The organism is Salmonella sp. SAL04213, assembly GCF_046550535.1.
In the GTDB taxonomy this organism is placed as follows: Bacteria; Pseudomonadota; Gammaproteobacteria; order Enterobacterales; family Enterobacteriaceae; genus Salmonella; species Salmonella enterica.
Map to the genome: position 1 here is coordinate 75,999 of NZ_JBGDXS010000007.1, position 26,155 is coordinate 102,153.

The 26,155-nt window shown below is 54.5% G+C and carries 22 protein-coding genes and 1 pseudogene; 10 read left to right on the forward strand and 13 right to left on the reverse strand.

The annotated features are described in order from the left end of the window. Window positions 1-8 precede the first annotated feature (8 nt). The 6 genes from ACLJPQ_RS17195 (at window position 9) to yjcO (ending at window position 6,026) form a co-directional block, all read left to right on the forward strand. Window positions 9-344, forward strand: coding sequence for a zinc ribbon domain-containing protein YjdM (locus tag ACLJPQ_RS17195; protein ID WP_000056482.1), 336 nt, complete (start codon window positions 9-11; stop codon window positions 342-344). 118 nt (window positions 345-462) lie between these two features. Beyond that, complete coding sequence (yjdN, locus tag ACLJPQ_RS17200) at window positions 463-906, forward strand: VOC family metalloprotein YjdN (RefSeq protein ID WP_001131301.1); 444 nt, start codon at window positions 463-465, stop codon at window positions 904-906. 151 nt (window positions 907-1,057) lie between these two features. Next, complete coding sequence (gene phnO, locus ACLJPQ_RS17205) at window positions 1,058-1,492, forward strand: aminoalkylphosphonate N-acetyltransferase (RefSeq protein WP_001549776.1); 435 nt, start codon at window positions 1,058-1,060, stop codon at window positions 1,490-1,492. Window positions 1,493-1,749: 257 nt separating this feature from the next. Continuing rightward, the gene (gene lpxO, locus ACLJPQ_RS17210; protein WP_000457029.1) at window positions 1,750-2,658 is read left to right on the forward strand and encodes a lipid A hydroxylase LpxO; all 909 of its coding nucleotides are present in this window, start codon (window positions 1,750-1,752) and stop codon (window positions 2,656-2,658) included. A gap of 354 nt (window positions 2,659-3,012) precedes the next feature. Continuing rightward, the gene (gene fdhF / locus ACLJPQ_RS17215) at window positions 3,013-5,160 is read left to right on the forward strand and encodes a formate dehydrogenase subunit alpha (RefSeq protein WP_080184863.1); all 2,148 of its coding nucleotides are present in this window, start codon (window positions 3,013-3,015) and stop codon (window positions 5,158-5,160) included. A gap of 176 nt (window positions 5,161-5,336) precedes the next feature. Beyond that, on the forward strand, window positions 5,337-6,026 hold the full coding sequence (gene yjcO / locus ACLJPQ_RS17220; protein ID WP_000771454.1) for a Sel1 family TPR-like repeat protein YjcO: 690 nt from the start codon (window positions 5,337-5,339) through the stop codon (window positions 6,024-6,026). Window positions 6,027-6,183: 157 nt separating this feature from the next. On the opposite strand, the gene gltP is transcribed toward yjcO, so the two are convergent. The 7 genes and pseudogenes from gltP to nrfA all read right to left on the reverse strand — a co-directional run bounded on the left by gltP (window position 6,184) and on the right by nrfA (window position 14,355). Continuing rightward, window positions 6,184-7,494 (reverse strand): glutamate/aspartate:proton symporter GltP, encoded by a 1,311-nt coding sequence (gene gltP, locus ACLJPQ_RS17225; RefSeq protein WP_000793278.1) that lies wholly within the window; start codon window positions 7,492-7,494, stop codon window positions 6,184-6,186. 344 nt (window positions 7,495-7,838) lie between these two features. Then, on the reverse strand, window positions 7,839-8,459 hold the full coding sequence (nrfG, locus tag ACLJPQ_RS17230) for a heme lyase NrfEFG subunit NrfG (RefSeq protein ID WP_000083232.1): 621 nt from the start codon (window positions 8,457-8,459) through the stop codon (window positions 7,839-7,841). Next, window positions 8,456-10,694 (reverse strand): annotated as a pseudogene (gene nrfF, locus ACLJPQ_RS17235) (heme lyase NrfEFG subunit NrfF). Before nrfF ends, nrfG begins: the two are co-directional and overlap by 4 nt. Then, window positions 10,687-11,643 carry a cytochrome c nitrite reductase subunit NrfD gene (gene nrfD, locus ACLJPQ_RS17240; protein WP_061424938.1) on the reverse strand — a complete coding sequence of 319 codons (957 nt, stop codon included), beginning with the start codon at window positions 11,641-11,643 and terminating at the stop codon, window positions 10,687-10,689. Before nrfD ends, nrfF begins: the two are co-directional and overlap by 8 nt. Next, window positions 11,640-12,311: a cytochrome c nitrite reductase Fe-S protein gene (gene nrfC, locus ACLJPQ_RS17245; RefSeq protein WP_001278025.1), complete on the reverse strand. Its 672-nt coding sequence runs from the start codon at window positions 12,309-12,311 to the stop codon at window positions 11,640-11,642. Before nrfC ends, nrfD begins: the two co-directional genes overlap by 4 nt. After that, on the reverse strand, window positions 12,308-12,874 hold the full coding sequence (gene nrfB, locus ACLJPQ_RS17250) for a cytochrome c nitrite reductase pentaheme subunit (protein WP_017441244.1): 567 nt from the start codon (window positions 12,872-12,874) through the stop codon (window positions 12,308-12,310). Before nrfB ends, nrfC begins: the two co-directional genes overlap by 4 nt. Before the next feature lie 44 nt (window positions 12,875-12,918). Next, a complete protein-coding gene (gene nrfA, locus ACLJPQ_RS17255; protein ID WP_061424940.1) occupies window positions 12,919-14,355 on the reverse strand; it encodes an ammonia-forming nitrite reductase cytochrome c552 subunit in 1,437 nt (478 codons plus the stop codon). A gap of 431 nt (window positions 14,356-14,786) precedes the next feature. Here nrfA and acs point away from each other — a divergent pair, with 431 nt between their 5' ends. From acs to actP, 3 genes are all read left to right on the forward strand, one after another. Further along, entirely contained in the window at window positions 14,787-16,745 is a 1,959-nt protein-coding gene (gene acs, locus ACLJPQ_RS17260) for an acetate--CoA ligase (protein WP_000083877.1), read from the forward strand. 239 nt (window positions 16,746-16,984) lie between these two features. Continuing rightward, window positions 16,985-17,299, forward strand: a complete 315-nt coding sequence (locus ACLJPQ_RS17265; RefSeq protein ID WP_000999620.1) for a DUF485 domain-containing protein — start codon at window positions 16,985-16,987, stop codon at window positions 17,297-17,299. Continuing rightward, window positions 17,296-18,945: a cation/acetate symporter ActP gene (gene actP / locus ACLJPQ_RS17270; RefSeq protein ID WP_000832536.1), complete on the forward strand. Its 1,650-nt coding sequence runs from the start codon at window positions 17,296-17,298 to the stop codon at window positions 18,943-18,945. Before ACLJPQ_RS17265 ends, actP begins: the two co-directional genes overlap by 4 nt. Window positions 18,946-18,983: 38 nt before the next feature. On the opposite strand, the gene ACLJPQ_RS17275 is transcribed toward actP, so the two are convergent. Both ACLJPQ_RS17275 and ACLJPQ_RS17280 read right to left on the reverse strand, forming a co-directional pair. Next, window positions 18,984-19,673 carry an LrgB family protein gene (locus ACLJPQ_RS17275; protein WP_001067096.1) on the reverse strand — a complete coding sequence of 230 codons (690 nt, stop codon included), beginning with the start codon at window positions 19,671-19,673 and terminating at the stop codon, window positions 18,984-18,986. Continuing rightward, window positions 19,666-20,076: a CidA/LrgA family protein gene (locus ACLJPQ_RS17280; RefSeq protein WP_000257347.1), complete on the reverse strand. Its 411-nt coding sequence runs from the start codon at window positions 20,074-20,076 to the stop codon at window positions 19,666-19,668. The genes ACLJPQ_RS17275 and ACLJPQ_RS17280 overlap by 8 nt, the downstream gene beginning before the upstream one ends. A gap of 103 nt (window positions 20,077-20,179) precedes the next feature. On the opposite strand from ACLJPQ_RS17280, the gene ACLJPQ_RS17285 reads away from it, so the two are divergent. Next, the gene (locus tag ACLJPQ_RS17285; RefSeq protein ID WP_000354962.1) at window positions 20,180-21,067 is read left to right on the forward strand and encodes a LysR family transcriptional regulator; all 888 of its coding nucleotides are present in this window, start codon (window positions 20,180-20,182) and stop codon (window positions 21,065-21,067) included. 94 nt (window positions 21,068-21,161) lie between these two features. On the opposite strand, the gene ACLJPQ_RS17290 is transcribed toward ACLJPQ_RS17285, so the two are convergent. The 4 genes from ACLJPQ_RS17290 to soxR form a co-directional block, all read right to left on the reverse strand. Beyond that, window positions 21,162-22,808 (reverse strand): Na+/H+ antiporter, encoded by a 1,647-nt coding sequence (locus ACLJPQ_RS17290; RefSeq protein WP_001536604.1) that lies wholly within the window; start codon window positions 22,806-22,808, stop codon window positions 21,162-21,164. Between the two features lie 149 nt (window positions 22,809-22,957). Further along, the gene (ghxP, locus tag ACLJPQ_RS17295; protein WP_080184862.1) at window positions 22,958-24,307 is read right to left on the reverse strand and encodes a guanine/hypoxanthine transporter GhxP; all 1,350 of its coding nucleotides are present in this window, start codon (window positions 24,305-24,307) and stop codon (window positions 22,958-22,960) included. A gap of 346 nt (window positions 24,308-24,653) precedes the next feature. Beyond that, window positions 24,654-25,322 (reverse strand): glutathione S-transferase family protein, encoded by a 669-nt coding sequence (locus tag ACLJPQ_RS17300; RefSeq protein ID WP_000958575.1) that lies wholly within the window; start codon window positions 25,320-25,322, stop codon window positions 24,654-24,656. Between the two features lie 292 nt (window positions 25,323-25,614). Beyond that, window positions 25,615-26,073, reverse strand: coding sequence for a redox-sensitive transcriptional activator SoxR (soxR, locus tag ACLJPQ_RS17305; RefSeq protein ID WP_000412686.1), 459 nt, complete (start codon window positions 26,071-26,073; stop codon window positions 25,615-25,617). Between the last annotated feature and the right edge of the window lie 82 nt (window positions 26,074-26,155).

Below are 26,155 nucleotides of genomic sequence, written 5' to 3' on the forward strand. Positions count from 1 at the left end.
ATACCAACATGTCATTACCCCACTGCCCGCAATGTAACTCCGAATATACCTACGAAGATAACGGCATGTTCATCTGCCCGGAATGCGCTCACGAATGGAACGATGCGGAACCCGCTCAGGAGAGCGATGAGCTGATTGTCAAAGACGCCAACGGCAACCTGCTGGCAGACGGCGATAGCGTCACCATCGTGAAAGATCTGAAAGTAAAAGGCAGCTCTTCCATGCTGAAAATCGGCACCAAAGTGAAGAACATTCGTCTGGTTGAAGGCGACCATAACATCGACTGCAAAATCGATGGTTTTGGCCCGATGAAACTGAAATCAGAGTTCGTGAAAAAGAACTGATTTACCGCGTCATTGCCCGGTAGCGCCTGCTTACCGGGCCTGAGCGGCCCTGCCACCGACAATATTGTGCCAATTTCGAACTACACTTAACGAGCATCTCTTACCTGAGGTAACCATCATGCCGTTAAGTCCCTATCTCTCTTTTGCCGGCAACTGTGCCGACGCCATCGCGTATTATCAACAAACGTTAGGCGCAGAACTGCTTTATAAACTCAGCTTCGGTGAAATGCCCCCCTCGGCGGCGGATAACGAAGAGGGCTGCCCGTCAGGAATGCGCTTTCCCGATACTGCTATCGCCCACGCCAACATGCGCATTGCCGGCAGCGATATCATGATGAGTGATGCCAGCGCGTCAGGAACGGCGCATTATTCCGGCTTTACGCTGGTGCTTGATACCCAGGATGTAGCAGAAGGGAAGCGCTGGTTTGATAACCTTGCCGCACAAGGGCAAATCGAAATGGACTGGCAGGAGACCTTCTGGGCGCAGGGTTTCGGCAAGGTCAGCGATCGTTTCGGTGTGCCGTGGATGATTAACGTGGTTAAACATCAGCCTGCCACCTAACTCCCCGGGAGGCTCGCCCTCCCCCTTGCCATCAGAGTGATCTTTGGCTGCACGTTATCCGCCGTTTAGCTGCCATAGAATAAATCATGACGGTAGTTTGCTACAGTCTGGCGAAAGATGGTTGATCCTGATGAAGCGTCGGGAGGACATTATGCCAGTCTGTGAATTACGCCACGCGACAACAGAGGATACCGATTCTGTTTACGCGCTTATCTGTGAGTTACTTAAAAATGAGCTTGATTATCAGGCTTTCAGGGATGGATTCGCCGCTAATTTACTGGACCCCAACGTTCATTATCGTTTAGCGCTGCGCAACGGAGAGGTGGTCGGCATGATCAGCCTGCATATGCAGTTTCATCTCCATCATGCCAACTGGATTGGCGAAATTCAGGAGCTGGTGGTATTACCGCAGATGCGGGGACAAAAAGTTGGCAGTCAGCTTCTGGCCTGGGCAGAAGAAGAAGCACGTCAGGCTGGTGCCGAGCTAACGGAGCTTTCCACAAATATTAAACGCCGCGATGCACACCGTTTTTATCTTCGCGAAGGTTACAAGCAAAGTCATTTTCGGTTTACGAAAGCATTGTGATCTGGCAGCCGTCATCGGGAGATAAGGCATAACGTAATCAGCCATCACCGGGTGAAGTAGCGGAGCCATCTCAATTCTACTGTCGACAAGCCTGGATAAAGGTTAAACGGGCTGACTCGCTTCTTTAGCAAAAATGGCCCTTTTAAGTTGTAGAAATGTAAATTTATTGTCAACGAACTACACTTTTCTCTTTGGCATCACCGGGAGGGTTGCCTGAAAATCCCGGGATGAGGTTTTCTTAGAAGGACAGTGACGTTATGTTCGCAGCAATCATTATCGGTATTTTTATTATCAGCGTCATTTATGCGCATTCACGCGGGGTGGAAAAACAAAAACTTTCCCGTCAGCTCTTTGACCACTCGACGTTTATGGCGCCGATCAATATGTTCATGACTCGCTTCTCAACGTTACCGGCAAAGCAGCCGTACTTTGATACCACGGCATTTCCAGAGCTGCAGAAGCTGACAGAAAACTGGCAGGTGATTCGTGAAGAGGCGCTACGGCTTCAGCATCACATAAAAGCCGCGCAGGCCAATAACGACGCCGGATTCAACACCTTTTTCAAGCGCGGCTGGAAACGGTTTTACCTTAAATGGTATTCCGATGCCCACCCGTCGGCGGAAACGTTATGCCCGATAACGACAAAGCTGGTCAACAGCATCCCCTCTATTAAAGCGGCGATGTTCGCCGAGTTGCCTCCCGGGGCCTATCTGGGAAAACATCGCGACCCCTATGCCGGTTCAGTACGTTACCATCTTGGATTAAGCACACCGAATGACGACCGCTGTTTTATTGAAGTTGATCGACAGCGCCATAGCTGGCGCGACGGCGAAGCCGTCATCTTCGACGAAACCTACGTTCATTGGGCGGAAAATAAAACTGAGCAGACGCGTATTATCCTCTTTTGCGATATTGAGCGCCCAATGAAATGGCGCTGGGCGCAGAGCGTAAACCACTGGGTCGGCGCATCGTTGATGTCCGCCGCCAGTTCGCCAAACGACGAGAACGATCGCACCGGTGCGATTAATCGCATCTTTAAATACGTTCACGCAGCACGCGATGCCGGGCAACGGCTGAAAAAGAAAAACCGCACTCTCTATTACGCGCTGAAATATCTCGTTATTGCCGCTATTTTTGCCGCGATAATCCTTTTCAGCCTCCTCTGAAGCCGGGCCGCGGTATGGCACTGCCTGCCGCGGCCCGTTCTATCCTGGCGTTAGTCTCAACGCGTTCCCTGGCCTTGAGTCTATCCATCCGGGTAATTTCCACTTCAGGCAGAGTCGATTGCCGGATGGCGGCTCCGCCCTATCTGGCCTGCGCTCCGCGTTTCTCCCCATAATAAATGTCATGCGGTATTTTCTTTCGACACGTCAAAACTGACGATAGCCTGTTTTTCGTCAGGGTTTTGAGCAAAATTCGCCCGTAATATCAGGGAAAGCCCATACTAAAAAAGTGGCATAAAACATGCATACTGAGGGCGACAGCGCGTATGCGCGATTTGATTAACTGGAGCGAAACCGATGAAAAAAGTCGTCACGGTTTGCCCGTATTGCGCATCAGGTTGCAAAATCAATCTGGTGGTCGATAACGGCAAAATCGTCCGGGCTGAGGCGGCGCAGGGGAAAACCAACCAGGGTACCCTGTGTCTGAAGGGCTACTACGGCTGGGATTTTATTAATGATACCCAGATCCTGACCCCGCGCCTGAAAACCCCAATGATCCGTCGCCAGCGTGGCGGCAAACTGGAATCTGTTTCCTGGGATGAAGCGCTCAATTACGTCGCTGAACGTTTGAGCGCCATCAAAGCAAAGTACGGTCCGGATGCAATCCAGACAACCGGCTCCTCTCGCGGTACCGGAAATGAAACCAACTATGTAATGCAAAAATTCGCACGCGCCGTTATTGGTACCAATAACGTTGACTGCTGCGCTCGCGTCTGACACGGCCCATCGGTTGCAGGTCTGCACCAATCGGTCGGTAACGGCGCAATGAGTAATGCGATTAACGAAATTGATAACACTGATTTAGTGTTCGTCTTCGGGTATAACCCGGCGGATTCCCACCCTATCGTGGCGAATCATGTGATTAACGCTAAACGCAACGGGGCGAAAATTATCGTCTGCGATCCGCGCAAAATTGAAACCGCGCGCATTGCCGACATGCATATCGCGTTGAAAAACGGCTCGAATATCGCGCTGCTCAACGCCATGGGGCATGTCATTATTGAAGAAAACCTGTACGACAAAGCGTTTGTCGCCAGCCGTACCGAAGGTTTTGAAGAGTACAGCAAGATTGTCGAAGGCTATACGCCGGAGTCCGTCGAAGAGATCACTGGCGTGAGCGCACAGGAGATTCGGCAGGCGGCGCGGATGTATGCCAGCGCGAAAAGCGCAGCGATCTTGTGGGGGATGGGCGTCACCCAGTTCTATCAGGGTGTGGAAACCGTGCGTTCACTGACCAGCCTCGCGATGCTGACCGGCAACCTCGGCAAGCCAAGCGCGGGCGTTAACCCGGTTCGCGGCCAGAACAACGTTCAGGGTGCGTGCGATATGGGCGCGCTGCCGGATACTTATCCGGGCTACCAGTACGTTAAGTTCCCGGAAAACCGCGAGAAGTTCGCTAAAGCCTGGGGCGTAGAAAGTCTGCCTGCGCATACCGGCTATCGCATCAGCGAGCTGCCGCACCGTGCGGCGCATGGCGAAGTGCGCGCGGCGTACATTATGGGTGAAGATCCGCTGCAAACCGATGCGGAGCTCTCTGCGGTACGTAAAGCATTTGAGGATCTGGAACTGGTCATCGTGCAGGATATCTTCATGACCAAAACCGCGTCGGCGGCGGATGTGATTTTACCCTCCACCTCCTGGGGCGAGCATGAAGGCGTCTTCTCTGCGGCTGACCGTGGCTTCCAGCGCTTCTTTAAAGCCGTTGAACCGAAGTGGGACCTGAAAACCGACTGGCAGATTATCGGTGAAATCGCCACCCGGATGGGCTATCCGATGCACTACAACAACACCCAGGAGATCTGGGATGAGTTGCGTCATCTGTGCCCGGATTTCTACGGTGCCACTTACGAGAAAATGGGCGAACTGGGCTATATCCAGTGGCCATGCCGCGACACGTCGGATGCCGATCAGGGAACCTCGTACCTCTTTAAAGAGAAGTTCGATACCCCCAACGGTCTGGCGCAGTTCTTCACCTGCGACTGGGTAGCGCCTATCGATAAACTCACCGAAGAGTACCCGATGGTACTGTCGACGGTGCGCGAAGTCGGCCACTACTCCTGCCGCTCAATGACCGGTAACTGTGCGGCGCTGGCCGCGCTGGCCGATGAACCGGGCTATGCGCAAATCAATACCGCCGACGCCGCGCGTCTGGGCATTGAAGATGAAGCGCTGGTGTGGGTTCATTCGCGCAAAGGTAAAATCATCACCCGCGCGCAGGTCAGCGATCGCCCGAACAAAGGGGCGATTTACATGACCTACCAGTGGTGGATTGGCGCCTGTAACGAGCTGGTGACTGAAAACCTCAGCCCGATTACCAAAACGCCGGAGTACAAATACTGCGCCGTACGCGTTGAGCCGATCGCCGATCAGCGAGCCGCCGAGCAGTATGTGATTGATGAATACAACAAGCTGAAAACCCGCCTGCGCGAAAGCGCAATGGGTTGATCTGCCGGATGGCGGCATCAGAATGCTTTATTCGGCCTGCGTCTACTGTAGGCCTGATAAGATGCATTAGCATCGCCATCAGGCATTTTCCCTATAACAGCCTCCGCCCGGAGGCTGTTTTTTTATCCATACGATCTCTTTATACTGTCTTTTCCGTACCCTAAATAAAATTCAAAATGAAACTACTTCTTGCATTGATGTTGTTTATGACATTCTTTGCCCATGCCGCAGATCCTGAGCCGGGTAGCCAGTATTTGCAGGCAGCAGAGGCAGGTGACAGACGCGCACAATATTTTCTGGCCGACAGTTGGTTGAGCTATGGCGATTTGAACAAAGCTGAATACTGGGCGCAAAAAGCCGCCGACAGTGGCGACGCCGACGCCTGCGCGCTACTGGCGCAAATCAAAATCACTAATCCGGTAAGCCTGGATTATCCCGACGCGAAAAAGCTGGCTGAAAAGGCGGCTAACGCGGGCAGTAAAGCGGGCGAAATTACGCTGGCGCGGATCCTGGTCAACACCCAGGCCGGGCGCCCGGACTACCCAAAAGCCATCTCGCTGCTGCAAAAGGCCTCTGAAGATCTGGATAACGACTCCGCGGTGGATGCGCAAATGTTGCTTGGCCTGATTTACGCCAACGGCGTGGGCATTGCCGCCGATGATGAAAAAGCCGCCTGGTATTTCAAACGCAGTTCCGCCATTTCCCGTACCGGCTATTCAGAATACTGGGCGGGAATGATGTTTTTAAACGGTGAACCGGGCTTTATTGAAAAGAACAAGCAGAAGGCGTTGCACTGGTTGAATCTAAGCTGTCTGGAAGGGTTTGATACCGGTTGCGAAGAGTTCGAAACGCTAACAAATGGCTGATGTTTATTGCCGGATGAACGTAGTCGTTGTAGGCCTGATAAGCGTAGCGCCATCAGGCAACCCGGAGCAGGTTGTCGGGTGGCAGCGTGAACGCCTTATCCGGCCTACATTCTCTTTCGCTGTAGGCCGGATAAGCAAAGCGCCATCCGGCAATCCGTTATTGGGCGGTCTTATCAAATTTGCCCAGCACGTCGCGCTCGTAGGCCAGCGCTTTTTTGCGGTCAAACTTGTGTTCCCACTTGGCGATCACCAGCACCGCCAGCGCATTCCCCACCACATTTAGCGCAGTACGCGCCATGTCGAGGATACGGTCGACACCGGCGATAAACGCCAGCCCTTCCAGCGGAATGCCCACGCTGCCCAGCGTCGCCAGTAACACCACGAAGGAAACGCCAGGCACGCCGGCAATCCCTTTCGACGTCACCATCAGCGTCAGCACCAGTACAATTTCCTGCCACAGCGACAGGTCGATACCGTATAGCTGCGCGATAAAAATGGCGGCGATGCTCTGGTATAACGTGGAGCCGTCGAGGTTAAATGAGTAACCGGTCGGTACCACGAAACTGGTGATAGAGGCTGGTGCGCCGTAAGCTTCCATCTTCTCGATAATGCGCGGCAGCACGCTCTCGGAGCTGGCGGTCGAGTACGCCAGAATCAATTCATCTTTCAGAATGCGAATCAGAATCCAGATACTTAACCCGCACAGGCGCGCCACGATGCCCAGCACTACAAGCGCAAAGAAGATAATGGCAAAGTGTACCAGCAGCACCAGTTTCGCCAGCGGCCACAGCGACGCGAAACCAAAATTCGCCACCGTGACGGCGATCAGCGCAAAAACGCCCACTGGCGCATAGCGCATCACCATATGGGTGACTTTAAACATGGTCTCAGAGATGGAACGAAATACCGTCACCAGCGGTTCGCGGTGCGTTGCCGGCAGGGATGACAACCCCAGTCCAAACAGGACCGAGAAAAAGATAATTGGCAGCATATCCCCTTTGGCCATCGATGCGATGATATTGGTCGGCACCAGCGACAGTATCGTCCCCATCAGCCCATGCGCATGACTTTGTACTTCCGCCGTGGTGTTCTGGTATTTCGAAATATCGACGGTCGCCAGTTGCGACATATCAATGCCTGAGCCTGGCTGAAAGACATTCGCCAGCGTAATGCCGAGGATAATCGCCACCGTAGTGATCAGTTCAAAATAGAGAATGGTTTTGGCGCCGATACGGCCTAGCTGTTTTGCATCGCCAACGCCGGCGATGCCGACAATCAGAGTCGAGATCACGATCGGCACGACGATCATTTTAATCAGATGGATAAAGATATCGCCAGCAGGCGACAGCAGGTTGGCAATCAGCCATTCACGACTGTCACTGTGATAATGCAGATAGCTGCCCAACAGAATGCCCAGCACCATAGCCAGCAAAATTTGCCAGGCCAGGCTGACTTTCAAATTTTTCATAACAACAGACTTCCTCGATGAAGCGTTGCTCTCCGCCGAAAGCATGAGAGCAATACATACTGAAAGGGTATGATTTGTGTTGCGTTGGTTTGTAGAGTTTTTTAACGCGCATAATCAGTATCATTTGCATAGCGTCTTGCGCAACCCTTTCATAACAGGGCTTTTGGCTGTTTTTATGCATAATAACGCGAGTTTATGGCGTTAATGATGAATAACTATTTGTTATGGAAAGTTTTTTACTTCGTCAAAAACGAATAATACACTGAGGTAATTAATTTTTACTTGTGTCTCATTCGCCGTTTTTTTAAACAGCACACATGACAAAAGTCACAAAAAAGAAAAAATTATTTCTGCCGATTTTGTAACAATTTAGCCAAATTAATGGCCTCTACCAGCTGCGCGCGGTTCACTCGCGGCGAGTTGGCATCCAGTAAGGTTTGCCACAGCGACACGGCTTGCGCATAATCCGCCTGCATAAACGCATCCGCCGCCAGCAGCATCTGCGCGGTCACTTCTGTCGCATCCAGCGCTAACGCTTTATTAATCATTTCACGCGTCGCAGGCGTCATATGTTGCCCGGCCTGGTAATACAGCACCGTTGCCAGCGCGGCGAAAAGCTGCGCGTTATCGCCTCGCAGACGCAACGCCTGACGATATGCCAGCAGCGCATTGTCATACGCATTGCGATAGAGATAATACTCGCCCAGCCGCGCCCATTGCTCGCTATCCTGCGGATTGGCGCGGATTTTTTCTTGCAGCCTGGAAAGCTGCGCCTCTGGCGTTTGCGGGTTCGTAAAGTCACGTAGCGGATCGGCCAGACGCTGTTGCTCGCTACGCACAGCCTGCCATTTCGGCGTCAACAGATAGCCGCCGACACAGGCAGCCACCATCAACACCGCCGCAGCCGCCAGACGCTTTACGGGCATGGGACGTAACGGCGCAGTGGAGTGTTCAGACTGGCTCATTGTTCCCCCTTTTCTGCGTGCTGACGCTTTCTCACCCGCCAGACTACCACGCCCACCAGCAATAACAGCAGGTACGGCAGCGTCCACAACAGCAGCGTTTGCTCATTCAACGGTGGGTTGTAGCGTACGAAATCACCATAACGGTCGGTCATCCAGGCGGTGATTTCCGCTTCGCTTTTACCTTCGGCCACCATGCTGTAAACCTGATGGCGCATACTGACCGCCACGGGCGCATTGGATTCCAGCAAATTCTGGTTCTGACACTGCGGACAGCGCAGTTGACCGGCAATAGACAGCGCTTTTTCCTGCTGTTGCGGATTGTCAAAGCGCCAGGTATCCACCACCTGGGCGTGGGTGGCGAAGGTGATTAAAAACAGGACGATCGTTAAGAGTAAAAACTTTCTGCCGGATGGCGCTACGCTTATCCGGCCTACGGTTTGCGCATCCTGTAGGCCGGATAAGGCGTTTACACCGCCATCCGGCAACGCTGTGAGTAATTTACGCGTCACGCTTCCTCCCCCGCCATCCGCTCAACAGCGCTCCACACACCATCAACAATCCCCCACCCCAGATCCAGCGCACGCCGGTCTGCACGTATAAGCGCATGGCGTAACGATCCGGTCCGGTTTTTTCGCCCATCACTGCGTACCAGTCATGTAGCAGGTTCCAGTGAATCCCCGGCTCCATCATCTGTTGACGACGCGCGGCATAGAAGCGCCTTTCAGGCTGCAGGCTGCCAATGCGTTTTTCATTCCGCCACAACGTGATCAGCGCTTTTTCACTGGTGTAGTTGCCTTTGGCTTCCAGATCCAGACGCTCGAAACGAAAGGTATAGCCCGCCAGTACTACCTGCTGACTGGGGCTGAGGTTAAGGCTGATTTCATGCCGACTACCGCTGGAAACCATGATCCCGGCGGCGAAGATAAATACGCCCGTATGCGCCAGCAATGCCGGAAGCTGACGATGCACAGAGACTTTGCGGCTTCTGATTGTCGCCAGTACGATAACCACCAGCATCAGCAGACCAAACGGCAGCGTGACGCGATTAAAATAGGGCGCGCCCACCGAAAGCCTTCCCCAGCCCATCAAACCATAAATCATGGGGTAGAGCGTCCCGACCAGCACGATCAACAAGACGGCGCTAAAGAGCAGCAGCGTCGTCAGAATGAGCGTTTCGCACTTTCCGCCGCCCAAACGCGCCGCCGGATACGGCTCCCGCGCCCGCCAGCCGTACAGAGCAAGCGATGCCAGACTTAACGCGGCAAAAAGGGTAAACAGCGGCACCGCGCGCACGTTATCCAGCGCAAAAGCATGGACGGAGAGCAGAATGCCGGAACGCACAATCAGCGTTCCCAGCAACGAGAGGATCAGCGTCAGTATCGCCAGCAGCAACGACCAGTGACGGAAGCTCCCGCGCTGGCGGCTGACATACAGACTGTGCAGCAACGCGCTGGCGGCAAGCCACGGCAACAATGAGGCATTTTCCACCGGGTCCCAGAACCACCAGCCGCCCCAGCCCAGTTCGCAATACGCCCACCACGATCCGAGAATGATCCCCAGCGTCAGAGCGCACCAGCCGGGTAACGCCCAGCGCCAGCACACCCAGGCGGTTGCCGCGTTAAAGCCGCCGCACAGTAGCGAGGCCAGCGCTACGCTCGCCGCGGTCATCAGGCCGCCATAACCCAGATAGAGCAGCGGCGGATGTAAGATCAGCCCCAGATGTTGCAGCATGGGATTAAGGTCGCGCCCTTCCATGGCGGGAGGGAAAATACGCAGGAACGGATCGGACCACAGCACAATAAATAGCAGCAGCGAAGCCATAATGAGGGACAAGATGCTCAGGGTCAGCGGAAAAAGCGCGTCAGATTCATGCCGGGAGCGCCAGGCGAATAGCGCCGTCCACCCCGAAAGAAGCAGCGCCCACAGCAGGAGCGAGCCTTCATGACCGCCCCATACCGCCGCCAGTTTCAGTCCCCATGACAACTGACTATGGCTATGCTGCGCAACATAAACGACCGAAAAATCGCTGGTCAGAAAACAGCTAACCAGAATCGCAAACGCCAGTAGCAGCAGCGTGAACGCCGTCCACGCACCGCAGGTCGTCAGGCGCATGACGCCGCGCCAGTGCAGCCCCATCCCGCACCACGTCGCCAGCGGGGTCAACACGTAGACCCCGAGACTCAACAACAGCGCCAGAAATCCGGCTTCAGGAAGGAAGATGTCCAGATTATGCAACCGTTAGCTGTCCCGCATAAAGAATGAAAAAGCGCAGCAGCAGCACGCCGGTCAAACTGGCGCCGCAAACGGCCAGCACGCCGTGAAACGTGACGCTACGGTTTGCCCAGGGTTTCAGCAACAGCGGGATAATCAATCCCAGCCCTACGACCCCAAGCCAGAACCACCAGCTCCAGAATCCGCCGCCCAGCGCCGCCGCCAGCGCGCGCATTTTGCCGTCATCGCCCAGCGCCAGCCCGATAAAAAAGGCCGCCAGCAGGAAGATCTCCAGCCATACCACTGGGGTTTCCATGCGATGTACAAAGCGCGCCTCGGTGCTGTGCGGGTTGCTACGATGGCGTAACGCCATAGCAATCAGCGCCACCGCCGCGCCGGAGGAGATGCCGGAGAACAGGAACAGCACCGGCAGGATCGGGTTATTCAGGAACGGATAGGATTTCAGCGCCGACAGCAGAAAGCCGGTGTACGCCCCGAGCAGAACCGCCAGTACCAGCATTAACGTCTCCAGCGCGCGATGAAACGGCGTTATTAGCGCCAACACTTTCTGCACGATCCCTAACCGCGGCAGCCAACGCTGTTGCAGGGCAATCACCTCTTTTTCAAAGATTTTCGCCAGCCACAGCACTAACACCACCATGTACAACTGGAACAGCATCACCCCCATCGACATCACCGAGGTAAAGCTGTAGTGGAACATCAGCTTCCAGAAGGTCCACGGACGCGTCAGGTGGAAGACCAGAATCAGCAGACCAAGAATAATCGCCCCCGGCCCTAACACCAGCGTAGTGCGCAACAGCGTGCTGTCCGAACCGCCCGCCTCCGGATGGAAGCGGCGCAGCAGAATCGCCAACGTAACCAGTCCGGCGGAGATGCCAATCAGGAACAGATAGATGGCGATGGGCCAGTCCCACACCAGTGATGCAAAATGAAATGCAGAAGCGGATGTCATTGGCTCACCTCCCCATAGTTAAAGGGAACGCGGTAGACCTTCGGTTTTGTGCCCAGCGCCAGCTTGTAACGATAGGTGGTTTTCTGCCGCAACAAACGGGAAATATCGCTGTTGGGATCGTCCAGATTACCAAACGTCAGCGCCTTCGTCGGGCATGACTCAACGCAGGCGGGCTGTTTGCCCGCTTTCAGGTTGGTTTTCCGGCAGAAATCGCATTTATCCGCCGTCTTACTGACCGGATGGATAAAGCGCACGCGGTAGGGACACGCGGCAATGCAGTACTGGCAGCCGACGCAAAGGTCCGGATTCACGTCGACAATACCGCTGGCGGCATCGCGGAATGATGCCCCCGTCGGGCAGACGTCAACGCAGGGGGCATGGTCGCAATGCTGGCACGAGTGGCGGAAGAAGCGATATTTCACATCAGGAAACGTCCCCTGCGGCTCGCTGCGAATAATCGTCAGGCGCGATACGCCTTCCGGCACGTTGTTGACTTCCCGACAGGCATCCATGCAGGCCGTGCAGCCGATGCATAATGACTCATCGTGTACCATGCCATAACGCACGCCGTTAATATTCAACGTGTTCGCTACAACGCGTCCTGCCATCCCACTGACCGCCGCCAGCGCGCCGACGCGGGTAATAAATTGACGTCGGGTGCAACTCATGGCTGCTCCTTAAGCAACGGAACGGACGCCGGGTTAAAGTGCGGGTTAGTACGCTGATCGCTGTGGCAATCCACGCATATTTTGATCCGCCCTTTCTCGCTTAGCGTCTGCATCGTGTCTTGCTGCGGATGCAGGGAATGGCAACTGGCGCAGGTCACTTTAGTAACATGAACATCGTGCGGCCAGAACGCTTTTTGCAGTTGTTCAGGCAAGTGGCAGGACATACAGACGCTGTTCTGCTGCTCTACCGTATACATCGGGTCGTTAAAACGCATCACATCTTTCACCCCTTCACGGTGGTGAAGCGACGGTTGACCGTGGCAGTTGGTACAGGTTATCGGCAATTTATTGTTCGGGTTGATAGCGCCCGTATGTTTACCGTGCATACCTTCGGTGTCCGGTTTGTGACAGTCCAGACAGGCAGCATCCGGATTACGCTGCTGGGTGACCGTCCAGCGTTGATCCGACTCCTGCTGCGTTGGCGTGGCAGTGATTCCACTCAGGCTCCAGAACAGGCCTGACGCCAGCACCCCAGCAGTTAATAACGAACGTAATACGCTCATATTCACTCCGTTGAGTTATCCGCCCCTTACGGGGCGGAATGGGGTTATTGGCTTAACAGACCGTTTTTACGCGCCTGATCTTCCCACTGCGGAATCACCGTTTTGATGAAGTCCTGCTTCTCCGCGTTGATTTGTTGCATATTCAAACCAATCGCTTTCTGCGCCTTCTCTTTCGTCGAAATATCCGGCAGCGGAATTTCATGGGTAATGCCTTTGGTCGCCAGCAGTCGCGCCAGTTTAGTTCGGGCATCCGCGGCTTTATCCATCGCACTGCCTAACATCCGTAGACCTTCTTCCGGGGCATGCATATGAATACCGTGTGACGCAATCGCCAGATCCCAACGCCACTGCGCGTGGCGAATATCGTTCAGAATCGGTTTCATTTCCGCGTCTGTCGCCCCCGCATCCCATGCGGCTTTCGCTTCGAAGTGCGCATGTACCAGCTGATCTTCAACCTTGATTTTCAGGTCATGAATCGCCTGTTTACGCTCGGCGACCACTTTTTGCAGGGACGCTTTGTCCTGGGTGTGGCAGTTGGCGCAGGTTTGCGCGAAATTGTCGAACGGGTTGCCGATTTTATGGTCGGTGTAGAGCTTGCCTTCGGCGTTCTGTACTTTCGGCATGTGGCAGTCGATACAGGTCACGTTGTTCTTACCGTGAATGCCCGCGCTCCAGGTTTCATATTCCGGGTGCTGCGCTTTGAGCATCGGGGTTTTCGACAGAGAGTTAGTCCAGTCAGAGAAGGCGATAGTGTCGTAGTATTGCTCCATATTTTCGACCTTCATGCCCTCATCCCACGGGAACTTAACGGCTTTGTTTTTACCGTCAAAGTAGTACTCCACGTGGCACTGGCCGCAGACCATCGATTGCTGATCAAATCGTCCCGCTTTATCAAACGGTTTGCCGATAGCCTCCATCGCCCGTTCGGCATAGGGGCGCGACAACGTTAACGCTGGCTTCCCCTGGGCGAAATCGTCCGACGCGGTGTTATGACAGTCGGCACAGCCCAAATCGTTGACAATTTCCGGGCCGCCTCGCGCCCATTTGCCATGGAAGTAGCCGTCTTCGCCTTCTTGTTGGATAAGGCGCGCGACATCGGGGCTTTTACAACTCCAGCAGGCCATCGGCAGCGGGCCGTCTTCCGCCGTTTTTGGCGCGCCGGTACGCAGTGTTTCGCGCACGTCAGTTACCGCATACGCGTGGCCGCGTGGTTTGTTGTAATCACGGGAGAAGGGATAGCCCGCCCACAGGATCACCAGACGAGGGTCTTCCGCCAGCGCATCTTCACGGGCAGACTGTTCTGACGTCGCTTTCCATGACTGATATTGGTCGGGGTGTTGAGGCGCGAACATTTCATTTTTCGCTTCAACAGTAACGGTTTTTGCGGATTCAGGCGTTTGCTCAGCGTAAACAGAGGTAATGAAGAAAAAAGGAAATATAAGGCTGAAGAAACGGCGTGCGCGTAGTGTTTTCCTTGCCATAGAGGTCTCATCCAGATTGCGCCATTATCTTTAATGGCGATTTTTTATCGTTTTCCATAACAGCAACCGCACAAATACTGTTATTACATTGATCTCCTCTATGTGTAACAAATAACCACACTCAAAATGTTGTCTTTAATCAATTGTAAGTGTATGTAAAATACCACTTTAGAGTTAGTAACCTGGACAAAACTCCCTCTCTTTTCTGATTTCCGGACACGGATCACTTTTTTAAAAAATTTCATATAACGTCATGTTATCCCGAAAATTTATCTAATTTTGCGGGACACAATCAAAAAATAGATTGCTGCTTATTTGCACAGTTCCCTTTTTGCGTGATCTGTCGCCCAAATACTAAACAAAACTTATTAAGACCCTACATTTAACGTTTATGCGACATATTATTAACATCCTACAAGGAGAACAACAGCATGAGCCAAACACATAAACACGCCATTCCCGCCAACATTGCGGATCGTTGCCTGATAAATCCAGAGCAGTATGAGACTAAATATAAACAGTCTATTAACGACCCCGATACGTTTTGGGGCGAACAGGGAAAAATTCTCGATTGGATCACGCCGTACCAAAAAGTGAAAAACACCTCCTTTGCGCCAGGCAATGTGTCGATTAAATGGTACGAGGACGGCACGCTGAATCTGGCGGCGAACTGTCTTGACCGCCATTTGCAGGAAAATGGCGATCGCACCGCCATTATATGGGAAGGCGATGACGCGTCGCAGAGTAAACATATCTCTTATCGCGAACTGCATCGCGATGTCTGCCGTTTCGCGAATACACTGCTGGATCTGGGCATTAAAAAAGGCGATGTGGTAGCGATTTATATGCCGATGGTGCCGGAAGCGGCGGTGGCAATGTTGGCCTGCGCCCGCATCGGCGCGGTGCATTCGGTGATCTTCGGGGGCTTCTCGCCGGAAGCCGTCGCCGGACGCATTATCGACTCCAGCTCGCGGCTGGTGATCACCGCTGACGAAGGTGTACGTGCCGGACGCAGTATCCCGCTGAAAAAGAATGTCGATGACGCGCTGAAAAACCCGAATGTCACTAGCGTTGAGCATGTGATCGTCCTGAAGCGCACCGGCAGCGACATTGACTGGCAAGAAGGCCGCGACCTGTGGTGGCGCGATTTGATTGAAAAAGCCAGCCCTGAGCACCAGCCTGAAGCGATGAATGCCGAAGATCCGCTGTTTATCCTTTATACCTCCGGCTCCACCGGCAAGCCGAAAGGCGTGCTGCACACCACCGGCGGCTATCTGGTCTACGCCGCGACCACCTTTAAGTATGTCTTTGATTATCACCCTGGCGATATTTACTGGTGTACCGCCGATGTGGGTTGGGTGACGGGGCACAGCTATCTGTTGTATGGCCCGCTGGCCTGCGGCGCGACCACCTTAATGTTTGAAGGCGTGCCGAATTGGCCAACGCCCGCTCGCATGTGCCAGGTGGTCGACAAACACCAGGTCAACATTCTTTATACCGCCCCGACGGCCATCCGCGCGCTGATGGCGGAAGGCGATAAAGCCATTGAAGGCACCGACCGTTCTTCACTGCGCATTCTGGGTTCCGTCGGCGAGCCGATCAATCCCGAAGCGTGGGAATGGTACTGGAAGAAGATCGGCAAGGAAAAATGTCCGGTCGTCGATACCTGGTGGCAGACTGAAACAGGCGGTTTTATGATCACGCCGCTACCAGGCGCTATCGAACTGAAAGCCGGTTCCGCCACCCGTCCTTTCTTTGGCGTACAGCCTGCGCTGGTGGATAACGAAGGCCATCCGCAAGAAGGCGCGACGGAAGGCAATCTGGTCATCACCGATTCCTGGCCGGGCCAGGCGCGCACTCTGTTCGGCGATCATGAACGTTTTGAGCAGACCTATTTCTCTACCTTTAAGAATATGTATTTCAGCGGCGACGGCGCGCGTCGCGATGAAGACGGCTATTACTGGATCACCGGTCGCGTGGATGACGTGTTAAACGTCTCCGGCCACCGTCTGGGTACGGCGGAAATCGAATCGGCGCTGGTGGCGCATCCGAAGATCGCCGAAGCGGCGGTGGTGGGTATTCCACACGCTATCAAAGGCCAGGCGATTTACGCTTATGTGACGCTCAACCACGGCGAGGAGCCGTCGCCAGAACTGTACGCGGAGGTGCGCAACTGGGTACGTAAAGAGATTGGCCCACTGGCGACGCCGGACGTGCTGCACTGGACCGATTCACTGCCAAAAACCCGTTCCGGCAAAATTATGCGCCGCATTTTGCGCAAAATCGCGGCGGGCGATACCAGCAATCTGGGCGATACCTCGACTCTCGCCGATCCTGGCGTGGTGGAGAAACTGCTCGAAGAGAAGCAGGCCATCGCGATGCCATCATAACCATAAATGCCGGATGGCAACGCGAAAGCGTTTTATCCGGCCTACGACCCTACCCCTGCCCTCTCTCAAACCGGGAGAGGGAAATATAAAAAACCCTCCCCCAAAGGATTTCGTGTTACAGGAAGGCGGCAAGCGAGCACACCCTCAGCAGCATAGTTCACTATGTGGCTGGGGCGCGCGAGTGCGGCCAACGCGCCTGTAGCGCGAAAGACGCAGGGGGACCTCTGGAGAGCTCTGTGATGAATGACCAAATTTATCAGCGGATAGAAGACAGTGCGCGTTTCAGGGAATTAGTTGAAAAACGGCAACGGTTTGCCACGATTCTGTCGGTTATCATGCTGGCGGTTTATATCAGCTTTATTTTACTGATCGCCTTCGCGCCTGGCTGGCTGGGCACGCCTCTACATGCGGGAACCAGCGTCACCCGAGGAATTCCCATTGGCGTCGGGGTGATTGTGATTTCTTTTGTGTTAACCGGAATTTATATCTGGCGGGCGAATGGCGAATTCGATCGTCTTAATAACGCCGTACTGCATGAGGTGAAAGCATTATGAAGAGAGTTCTGACGGCGCTCGCCGCCGCACTCCCCTTCGCCGCTCATGCGGCGGATGCCATTAGCGGCGCGGTTGAACGCCAGCCCACCAACTGGCAGGCGATTATCATGTTTTTGATTTTCGTCGTGTTTACGCTCGGTATTACCTACTGGGCCTCTAAACGCGTACGTTCCCGTAGCGACTACTACACCGCAGGCGGCAATATCACCGGGTTCCAGAACGGCCTGGCGATTGCCGGCGACTATATGTCTGCCGCGTCATTTCTCGGCATTTCCGCTCTGGTGTTTACCTCCGGTTATGACGGGCTGATCTATTCGCTGGGCTTCCTTGTCGGCTGGCCAATCATCCTGTTTTTGATTGCCGAGCGCCTGCGTAATCTGGGACGTTATACTTTTGCTGACGTTGCCTCTTATCGCCTGAAACAGGGGCCAATCCGTATTCTTTCGGCCTGTGGCTCCCTGGTAGTGGTGGCGCTTTATCTCATCGCCCAAATGGTCGGCGCCGGTAAACTGATTGAACTGCTGTTCGGCCTCAACTATCACATCGCCGTGGTGCTGGTCGGCGTACTGATGATGATGTACGTGCTGTTCGGCGGGATGCTGGCGACAACGTGGGTGCAAATTATCAAAGCCGTCCTGTTGCTGTTTGGCGCCAGTTTTATGGCCTTTATGGTGATGAAACACGTCGGCTTTAGCTTCAATAATCTGTTTACCGAAGCCATGGCGGTACACCCGAAAGGCACGGCGATTATGAGCCCAGGAGGATTGGTGCAAGATCCGATTTCGGCGTTGTCGTTGGGTCTGGGACTGATGTTCGGCACCGCCGGCTTGCCGCATATTCTGATGCGTTTCTTTACGGTCAGCGATGCCCGCGAAGCGCGCAAGAGCGTGTTCTATGCCACCGGTTTTATGGGCTATTTCTACATTCTGACCTTTATTATCGGCTTCGGCGCTATCATGCTGGTGGGGGCGAATCCCGCCTATAAAGATGCGGCGGGCGCGCTGATTGGCGGCAATAACATGGCGGCGGTGCATCTGGCCAACGCGGTAGGCGGCAACCTGTTCCTCGGCTTTATTTCGGCAGTGGCGTTTGCCACCATTCTGGCGGTGGTCGCCGGTCTGACGCTGGCGGGCGCATCGGCGGTGTCGCATGATTTGTACGCTAACGTGTTCCGCAAAGGCGCAACCGAACGTGAAGAGCTGAAGGTGTCGAAAATCACCGTCCTGGTGCTGGGCGTGATCGCCATTATCCTCGGCGTCCTGTTTGAAAATCAGAACATCGCCTTTATGGTGGGCCTGGCATTTGCTATCGCCGCGAGCTGCAACTTCCCCATCATTCTGCTTTCCATGTACTGGTCAAAACTGACCACGCGCGGCGCTATGCTGGGCGGCTGGTTAGGTTTACTGACAGCGGTGGTGCTGATGATTCTTGGCCCTACCATTTGGGTGCAGATCCTCGGCCACGAAAAAGCGATCTTCCCGTATGAGTATCCGGCGCTGTTCTCTATCAGCGTGGCGTTCCTGGGGATCTGGTTCTTCTCGGCCACCGATAACTCGGCAGAAGGCAACCGTGAACGTGAGCAGTTCCGCGCTCAGTTTATCCGCTCCCAAACGGGATTCGGCGTACAACAAGGGCGTGCGCATTAATCTTACCGTTTCCTCCGGCCCTGTGGGTCGGAGGAAAATCAGAACATCACCCTCGCCACCAGCGGGGCTGCCAGCACCATCACCACGCCGGACAGCATCATTACCAGACTGGCGACGACGCCCTCCTGCTGACCAAGTTCATAGGAACGCGCCGTGCCTGCCCCATGTGACGCCGCGCCGAATCCTGCCCCTTTTGCCATGCCTTCCCGGATAGAGAGACGCAAAAATAGCGCGTCGCCGACCGCCATGCCAAACACGCCAGTGACGACCACGAACAGCGCCACCAGATCCGGCTGCCCGCCCAGGGGTTCTGCCGCCGCCAGCGCAAATGGCGTGGTAACGGAACGTACCGCCAGACTACGCTGAATCTCATCCGATAACGTGAACAGACGCGCCAGCCAAACGGAACTGGTGACCGCCACCACCGTCGCCGTCACTACGCCCGCGGTGAGCGACATCCAGTGACGTTTGATAATCGCGAGGTTATCGTACACCGGCACCGCAAAGGCAATAGTCGCCGGGCCGAGCAGCCACAATAGCCAGTGCGATTCACCAATGTAGTTTTGCCAGGAGATATGACCGAACACCAGCATTAACACCAGCAGTGCCGGCGTCAACACTAATGGCATCAACGGCAATTTGCGAAAACGGCGATACAGACGCTTATTGGCGAAGTAAATCCCCAGTGTAATCACCAGACACAGTACGCTTAACTGAACGTTATTCACGGTTTAGCCTGCTCATCTCATAGCGATACACTTTATCCACCACCCACGCCGTCGCGCCGAGTACCATTAAGGTACTGATCGCTATCACCGAGAAAATGCGCCAGCCGTCCACCAGTAACAGATGGGCATAGTTCACTACCGCCACGACGGCGGGAACAAAGAATAACAGCATCTCCGCCAGCAGCCAGCGTGCGCCTGCGCGTACCCAGCTAAGCGGAATAATCCGGCAAACGATCAGCGCCAACATAAGCACCATGCCGACCAGATTCGCGGGCAACGGCAGGTGCAGCCAGGAGACAAGATATTGGGAAAAAATGAATAAACCTGCATAGAGCAGTACCTGAACCGGTACCTGGAGTCGTTGCACAACGGCAGGCGTAACGCGGCTTATCGCCACAGCCATGAGGGAATGTCCTGAAAAATAATACGGAGCGCCAGTATAGAGAACCTCCGCCACGGGCAGAAATGAATTAAAATCATTGCAGGCATAGTCGGAAGGAATAATCATGGATATCAGAACGCTGCGTTATTTTGTCGAGGTGGTGCGCCAGCAAAGTTTCACCCGCGCAGCGGAGAAGTTATTTGTCACCCAGCCCACCATTAGCAAGATGCTGAAAAATCTTGAAGATGAGCTTAACTGTACGTTACTGATCCGCGACGGACGTAAGTTATTGCTGACCGATACCGGACGCGTGGTGTTTGAACGCGGTCTGGCGATCCTCGCTGAGTTTCGCCAGTTAGAGGCTGAGTTGAGCGATATTAACCATCTCAATAAGGGCGTGCTGCGGCTGGGTATTCCCCCGATGGTCGGCATGTTGATGGCCGGGCCAATCAGTTTGTTTCGACAACGTTACCCTGGCGTTGAACTCAAAATTTCGGAGTTTGGCGGCCTGACGGTACAGCAGGCGGTAATGAATGGCGAGCTGGATGTTGCGATGACCGCGCTCCCGGTGGAAGAAGCGAGCGGGCTGACGACATTATCGCTGTTCAGCCATCCGCTGTGCGTGCTGGTTCCCCGTTCCGGTCAGTGGACAACCTGCGACTCCATCGCGCCTGAAGCTCTGGCGGAGCATCCTCTTCTTATCTATAACGAAGACTTTGCCCTGAGCCGCCAGTTGATGACCTTATTTAGCCAGCATGACGTAAAACCACGGATTGCCGTGCGCAGCGGGCAATGGGATTTTCTCGCCGCCATGGTGCAAGCGGGCGTCGGTATCGCCATTTTGCCGGAGCCGATTTGTCAGCGTCTGGATAAGGCCACGCTGCGCTGGCTACCGCTGGAAAGCGATCTCCGCTGGCAGTTAGGCATGATTTGGCGAGAGGGCGTGTATCTGTCGCACAGCGCCCGGGCATGGTTAACTTGTTGCGAAGGGTTTTGGCTGAAACAACCGTAAACCATGGGTTAAAACCCTTGCCGGATGGCGGCGCAAGCACCTTATCCGGCCTACTTGTAGGCCCGGTAAGCATGGCGCCACCGGGCCACAAGGACTACTGATTTTCTATCAGTAGCGCTTCCATCAAATCCAGGTCGTGCAGCAGCTTTTGCAATGTTTCATTGCTGATTTCTCGCGTGGCGCGCAGATGATACAACTCGGCGCGTTCGGAACGCAGCGCCGCCAGACGGAAACGTCGCTCCAGGTTTTCTTCCTGTATGGAGCTTTCGACATCGTTTCGCCCATCGGCACGGCGACGCAAGTTACCAATGACACGCGAGCTTACTTCAGTAAGCAACTGATTATCGATGTTTTCTTCGGTATCCGCCGCCAGACGCTCTTCCATTTTCTGAATGGCGACAATCGCCACTTCCGCCGTCGCCGCGCGGGCGATACGCTCCTCTTTCAACTGTTGCGCATGATCGGCGACTTCCAGATGTTGCAACAGCAGCGGCAGCATGATCACGCCGACAAACAACGAGAACAGAATGACGCCAGCCGCCAGGAATACCAGTTCATAACGCGCCGGAAATCCGCTGCCATCCGGCAAAAGTAACGGTATAGAGAGCACACCAGCCAGGGTGATCGCCCCACGAACGCCAGCGAAGGAGGCAATCAGAATTTCACGCGACGTCCAGCTGGCGAACTCCATCGGTTTCTTCTTCAAAAAGCGCAGGCTGAACTTTTTCATGGTCCACAGCCAGCCGAAGCGAACCAGCATCAATGCCGCATAAATCAGCACGATATCGGTAAAAAGCATCCAGGTTTCGACATTCGGGTCAGCTTCCGCCGCCGCCAGCGAAGATTCCAGAATACCCGGCAATTGCAGTCCCAACAGCAGAAAGACCATACCGTTAAAGACAAATTCCAGCATCGCCCAGGTACTGTTCGCGCGCAAACGCATTGCCAGCGGCGCGCGGCGCATTACGCCAGAACGGGTGATGGTCATCCCGGCGGCAACCGCGGCCAGGATGCCTGAGACGCCAATATGTTCGGCAATCAGGTAAGACGCGAAGGGCAGAAGAAACAGCAGGACGATTTGCGTCGCGGGCTCATCGCCGCCCCAGCGGCTCAAAAAACGCAGCGAGCGGCCATACAGCCAACTGACCACAAAACCCGCCAGAATACCGCCGATAGCGACCTTAAAAAATTCCAGCGTCGCGCCGCCGACGGTAAAGACCATCGTCCCCATCGCCACCGCGACGGCGAATTTCAGCGATACCAGACCGGAGGCGTCGTTCATTAACGCCTCTCCCTGCAGAATGCCCATGATTTTTTTCGGGATGCGCCCCTCGCCCACAATTCCGGAGAGCGCTACCGCATCGGTCGGCGACAGCACGGCGGCCAGCGCAAAGGCGGGGATCAGCGGAATGCCGGGCACCAGCCAATAAATCAGGAAGCCGATTCCCACGACCGTTACCAGGACCAGCGCCAGCGCCAGCCCGAAAATCTCTCGTCCATGCTCAAGAAATTCACGGGTCGGCGTCTTCCAGCCATCCGCAAACAGCAGCGGCGGAATAAACAGCACCAGGAAGAGTTCCGGATCGAATTCCACATGCAAACCAAACGTCGGCCACGCCAACAGCGCGCCAACGGCGATCTGCATAAGGGGTAAAGGAAGCTGGAAGGGTAATACACGCGTAAATACCCCCGACAGCGAGACCACAAGGGTCATGATGAGTATTGTGAAGAAAATTTCCATGCGTTCCCTGTTTGCGATGTTTTTTATGATGGAGAGAGGCATCATGCCTCGGTTTCACCTTCTTCAGATTAACGCAAAAGGTAACGTGATGTGTCCTGAAAATGAAAACGGGCGGCCAACGCCGCCCGTTTTTCAGAATGAAGGCAGAACTAGATAGCCCAGCCGCCGGCATAAAAAGCGACCAGCGAGACCGCAATGACGACAGTTCCGATATTCAGCTTACGCCATTCACCGGAAACCAGACGCCCGACGACCAGCGTGGCAAAGCCGATCATAATCCCGGTGACGATGTTACAGGTCAGTACAATAAATACGGCCGTTACCAGCCCCGCCATCGCATCGACGAAATCAGCAAAATCGATTTTCGCCACGTTACTCAGCATCAGCAGACCGACATACATGAGCGCCGGGGCAGTTGCGTAGACGGGAACGAGATAAGAGAGCGGCGAAAGAAACAGGATCAGCAAAAACAGCACGCCCACGGTAATCGCCGTCAGGCCCGTTTTACCGCCCGCCGCCGTACCGGCCGCAGACTCGATATACACCGCGGCTGGCGCCGCTCCGACCAGGCCGGAGAAAACGCTACTCAGGGAGTCGGTGGTTAGCGCTTTGCCGCCATCGATAATTTGTCCGTCTTTGTCCAGCAGATTAGCCTGCCCTGCGACCGCTCGGATCGTGCCGGTCGCATCAAACACCGCCGTCATCACCAGCGCCAGTACGCTTGGCAGAACGACAGGGTTTAACGCGCCCATAATATCCAGGCTGCCGATCAGCGAGTTGCCGTTTTCATCGCTCAACGAAGGCATGGCGAAAATGCCGGAAAAATGGACGTTAGGATCGAAGAGCAAACCCACAATAGAAATGCCAATAATGGTCAACAGAATGCCGCCGGGGACTTTCAGCTTTTCCAGGCCGAGAATAACAGCCAGCCCTACAAGCGACATAATCACCGGGAAGGTGTCGAAATCGCCCAGCGCGACCGGCAGGCCATCCAGCGGGTTTTTAATGACCAGGCCGACGCCGTTGGCGGCAATCAGCAACAAAAACAGGCCAATACCGATACCGGTTCCGTGGGCCACGCCCTGTGGCAAGTTACGCAAAATCCAGCTACGAATGCCGGTGGCGGAGATAATGGTAAACAGTACGCCCATCAGGAATACGGCGCCAAGCGCGACCGGGACGCTAATATGCTGCCCCAGGACCAGGCTAAACGCGGTAAACGCCGTCAACGAGATAGCACAACCGATAGCCAGCGGCAGATTCGCCCATAGCCCCATAACAATAGAGCCGACGCCTGCGACCAGGCAGGTCGCTACAAAGACGGCGGCAGGCGGGAACCCGGCTTTACCCAGCATCCCTGGCACCACGATGACGGAGTAAACCATCGCAAGAAACGTGGTTAAGCCAGCAACGACTTCCTGGCGAACGGTGCTCCCGCGTTGTGAAATTTTAAACCAGGCGTCGAGTGAACCGCCGGTACGCGCTGAAGGCGTAGACATAGAAAACATCCCCTGAGAATTTATTATTCGTCGGTATACGTGGGAGGTAATCCACTAACAGCGCAACGTTATCTCCTTGTGCTACATTTACGACAACCGGGGCGCCGCAAAAAAGCAAACGTTTAGCTCCACGTATACAAAACGGGTGGCAAAAAAAAGCAAACGATTATCCAGCGATCATCAACGCTTTTTCAACTGAACTTTGCCGCTTTTTATGCTTTTCTGCTTAGTATGCTCAATAAATCGCCAGACGATGCGCAAACGTTATCGTCCCTGCGCAATCCAGCAACAATTTTTCGCATCGCTGTTAGCAAATACGTTGCGCAATCTGCTCACAAAAACACCGTTATCCGCCGGGAATGGTAAACGGACCGCCCTGCTGAATCGCTCGCTGCCAGGCTGGACGCATTTCTACCCGCGCTTTCCATGCGTTGATATGGTCGAGATGAGCGATCCCGCCTCGGGCAAGCAGCGCAAATAGCGGGAAGCTCATCTGGATATCCGCCATACTTAACTGCTCTCCGGCAAACCAGGGGTGATTTGCCAGATGCCCGTCAATAAAGCGCGCATGGGTTTCCAGTTGCGGATTGAGGTACGCTTTTTGCGCGCCCTTACCGATAACGCCGCCCAACGTTCGCAGGCCCAATGGTACCGGCGGTTTACCCAGAGAGGTAAAGAGCAGTCTCATCAATAGCAAGGGCATGAGCGAACCTTCAGCGTAATGTAGCCAGAATCGATAGTGTTGTTTCCCCTGCGCATCCGCAGGTTTAAAGCGTCCGATACTGTCGTAAGTGTCCTGCAAATATTCCAGGATGGCGCCCGATTCCGCAATAACCATACCGTGATCTTCGATAACCGGAGACTTGCCCAGCGGATGCACTTTTTTCAATGCCGGCGGCGCCAGCATGGTCTTTTCACGCTGGTAACGCACAATCTGGTAAGGCAACGCCAGCTCTTCCAGCGCCCAGAGGATGCGCTGCGAACGAGACTGGTTTAAATGGTGCACCGTCAGCATGGCTGTCTCCTGTAAGGTATGCCAACTAACTATAGAAAATTATGGCAGTTGCCGTAAAAATTTCGGCTAAAAAATCAGCATTTCGCTGGCGAACAGGGCGTCGTCGCTTACACTTACAGTATCAACACAAACCGGAACCTCCACCACGTGCTCGATATGAGGGGTGTTGACGTCGGGGGAAACCCTCCTGTAATCAGCGGGATAGAGCGAAAGACAAAGACCGGAAACAAACTAAAGCGCCCTTAGCGGCGCTTTAGTTTTAGGTGAACTCAGCCCGATGGCCGAGTGCATGTTAATCATCTTCAAGCAGCCGGGCACCCGTCCCGTGTTCGCCAAGCCTGTCGCCTGGATTTCGCAGCGGACAGTCGCTACGCGATAAACAGCCGCAGCCGATACAACCGTCCAGCTCATCGCGCAACGCCACCAGCGTATGAATACGTCGGTCTAACTCTTCGCGCCACTGCGAGGAGAGCTGCTTCCACTCTTTCGCGCTTAACGTATGTCCTTCCGGCAAGATACCAAACGCGTCGCCGATAGTTGCCAGCGGGATGCCAATACGTTGGGCGATCTTGATAATCGCGACATAACGCAACACGTCACGCTTGTATCGCCGTTGGTTACCGCTATTACGGATACTGGTAATTAGCCCTTTGCTTTCATAGAAGTGCAGGGCGGACACAGCAACACCGCTACGTTTCGCAACTTCCCCCGGCGTCAGTAAGGCTTTTAAACGGGGAGATTTTTTTTCCATAAATCGCTTTACCTCAAGTTAACTTGAGGAATTATACTCGCCCGCAGACAAAACGACGAATCGAATACTGTTTAAGAGGCAA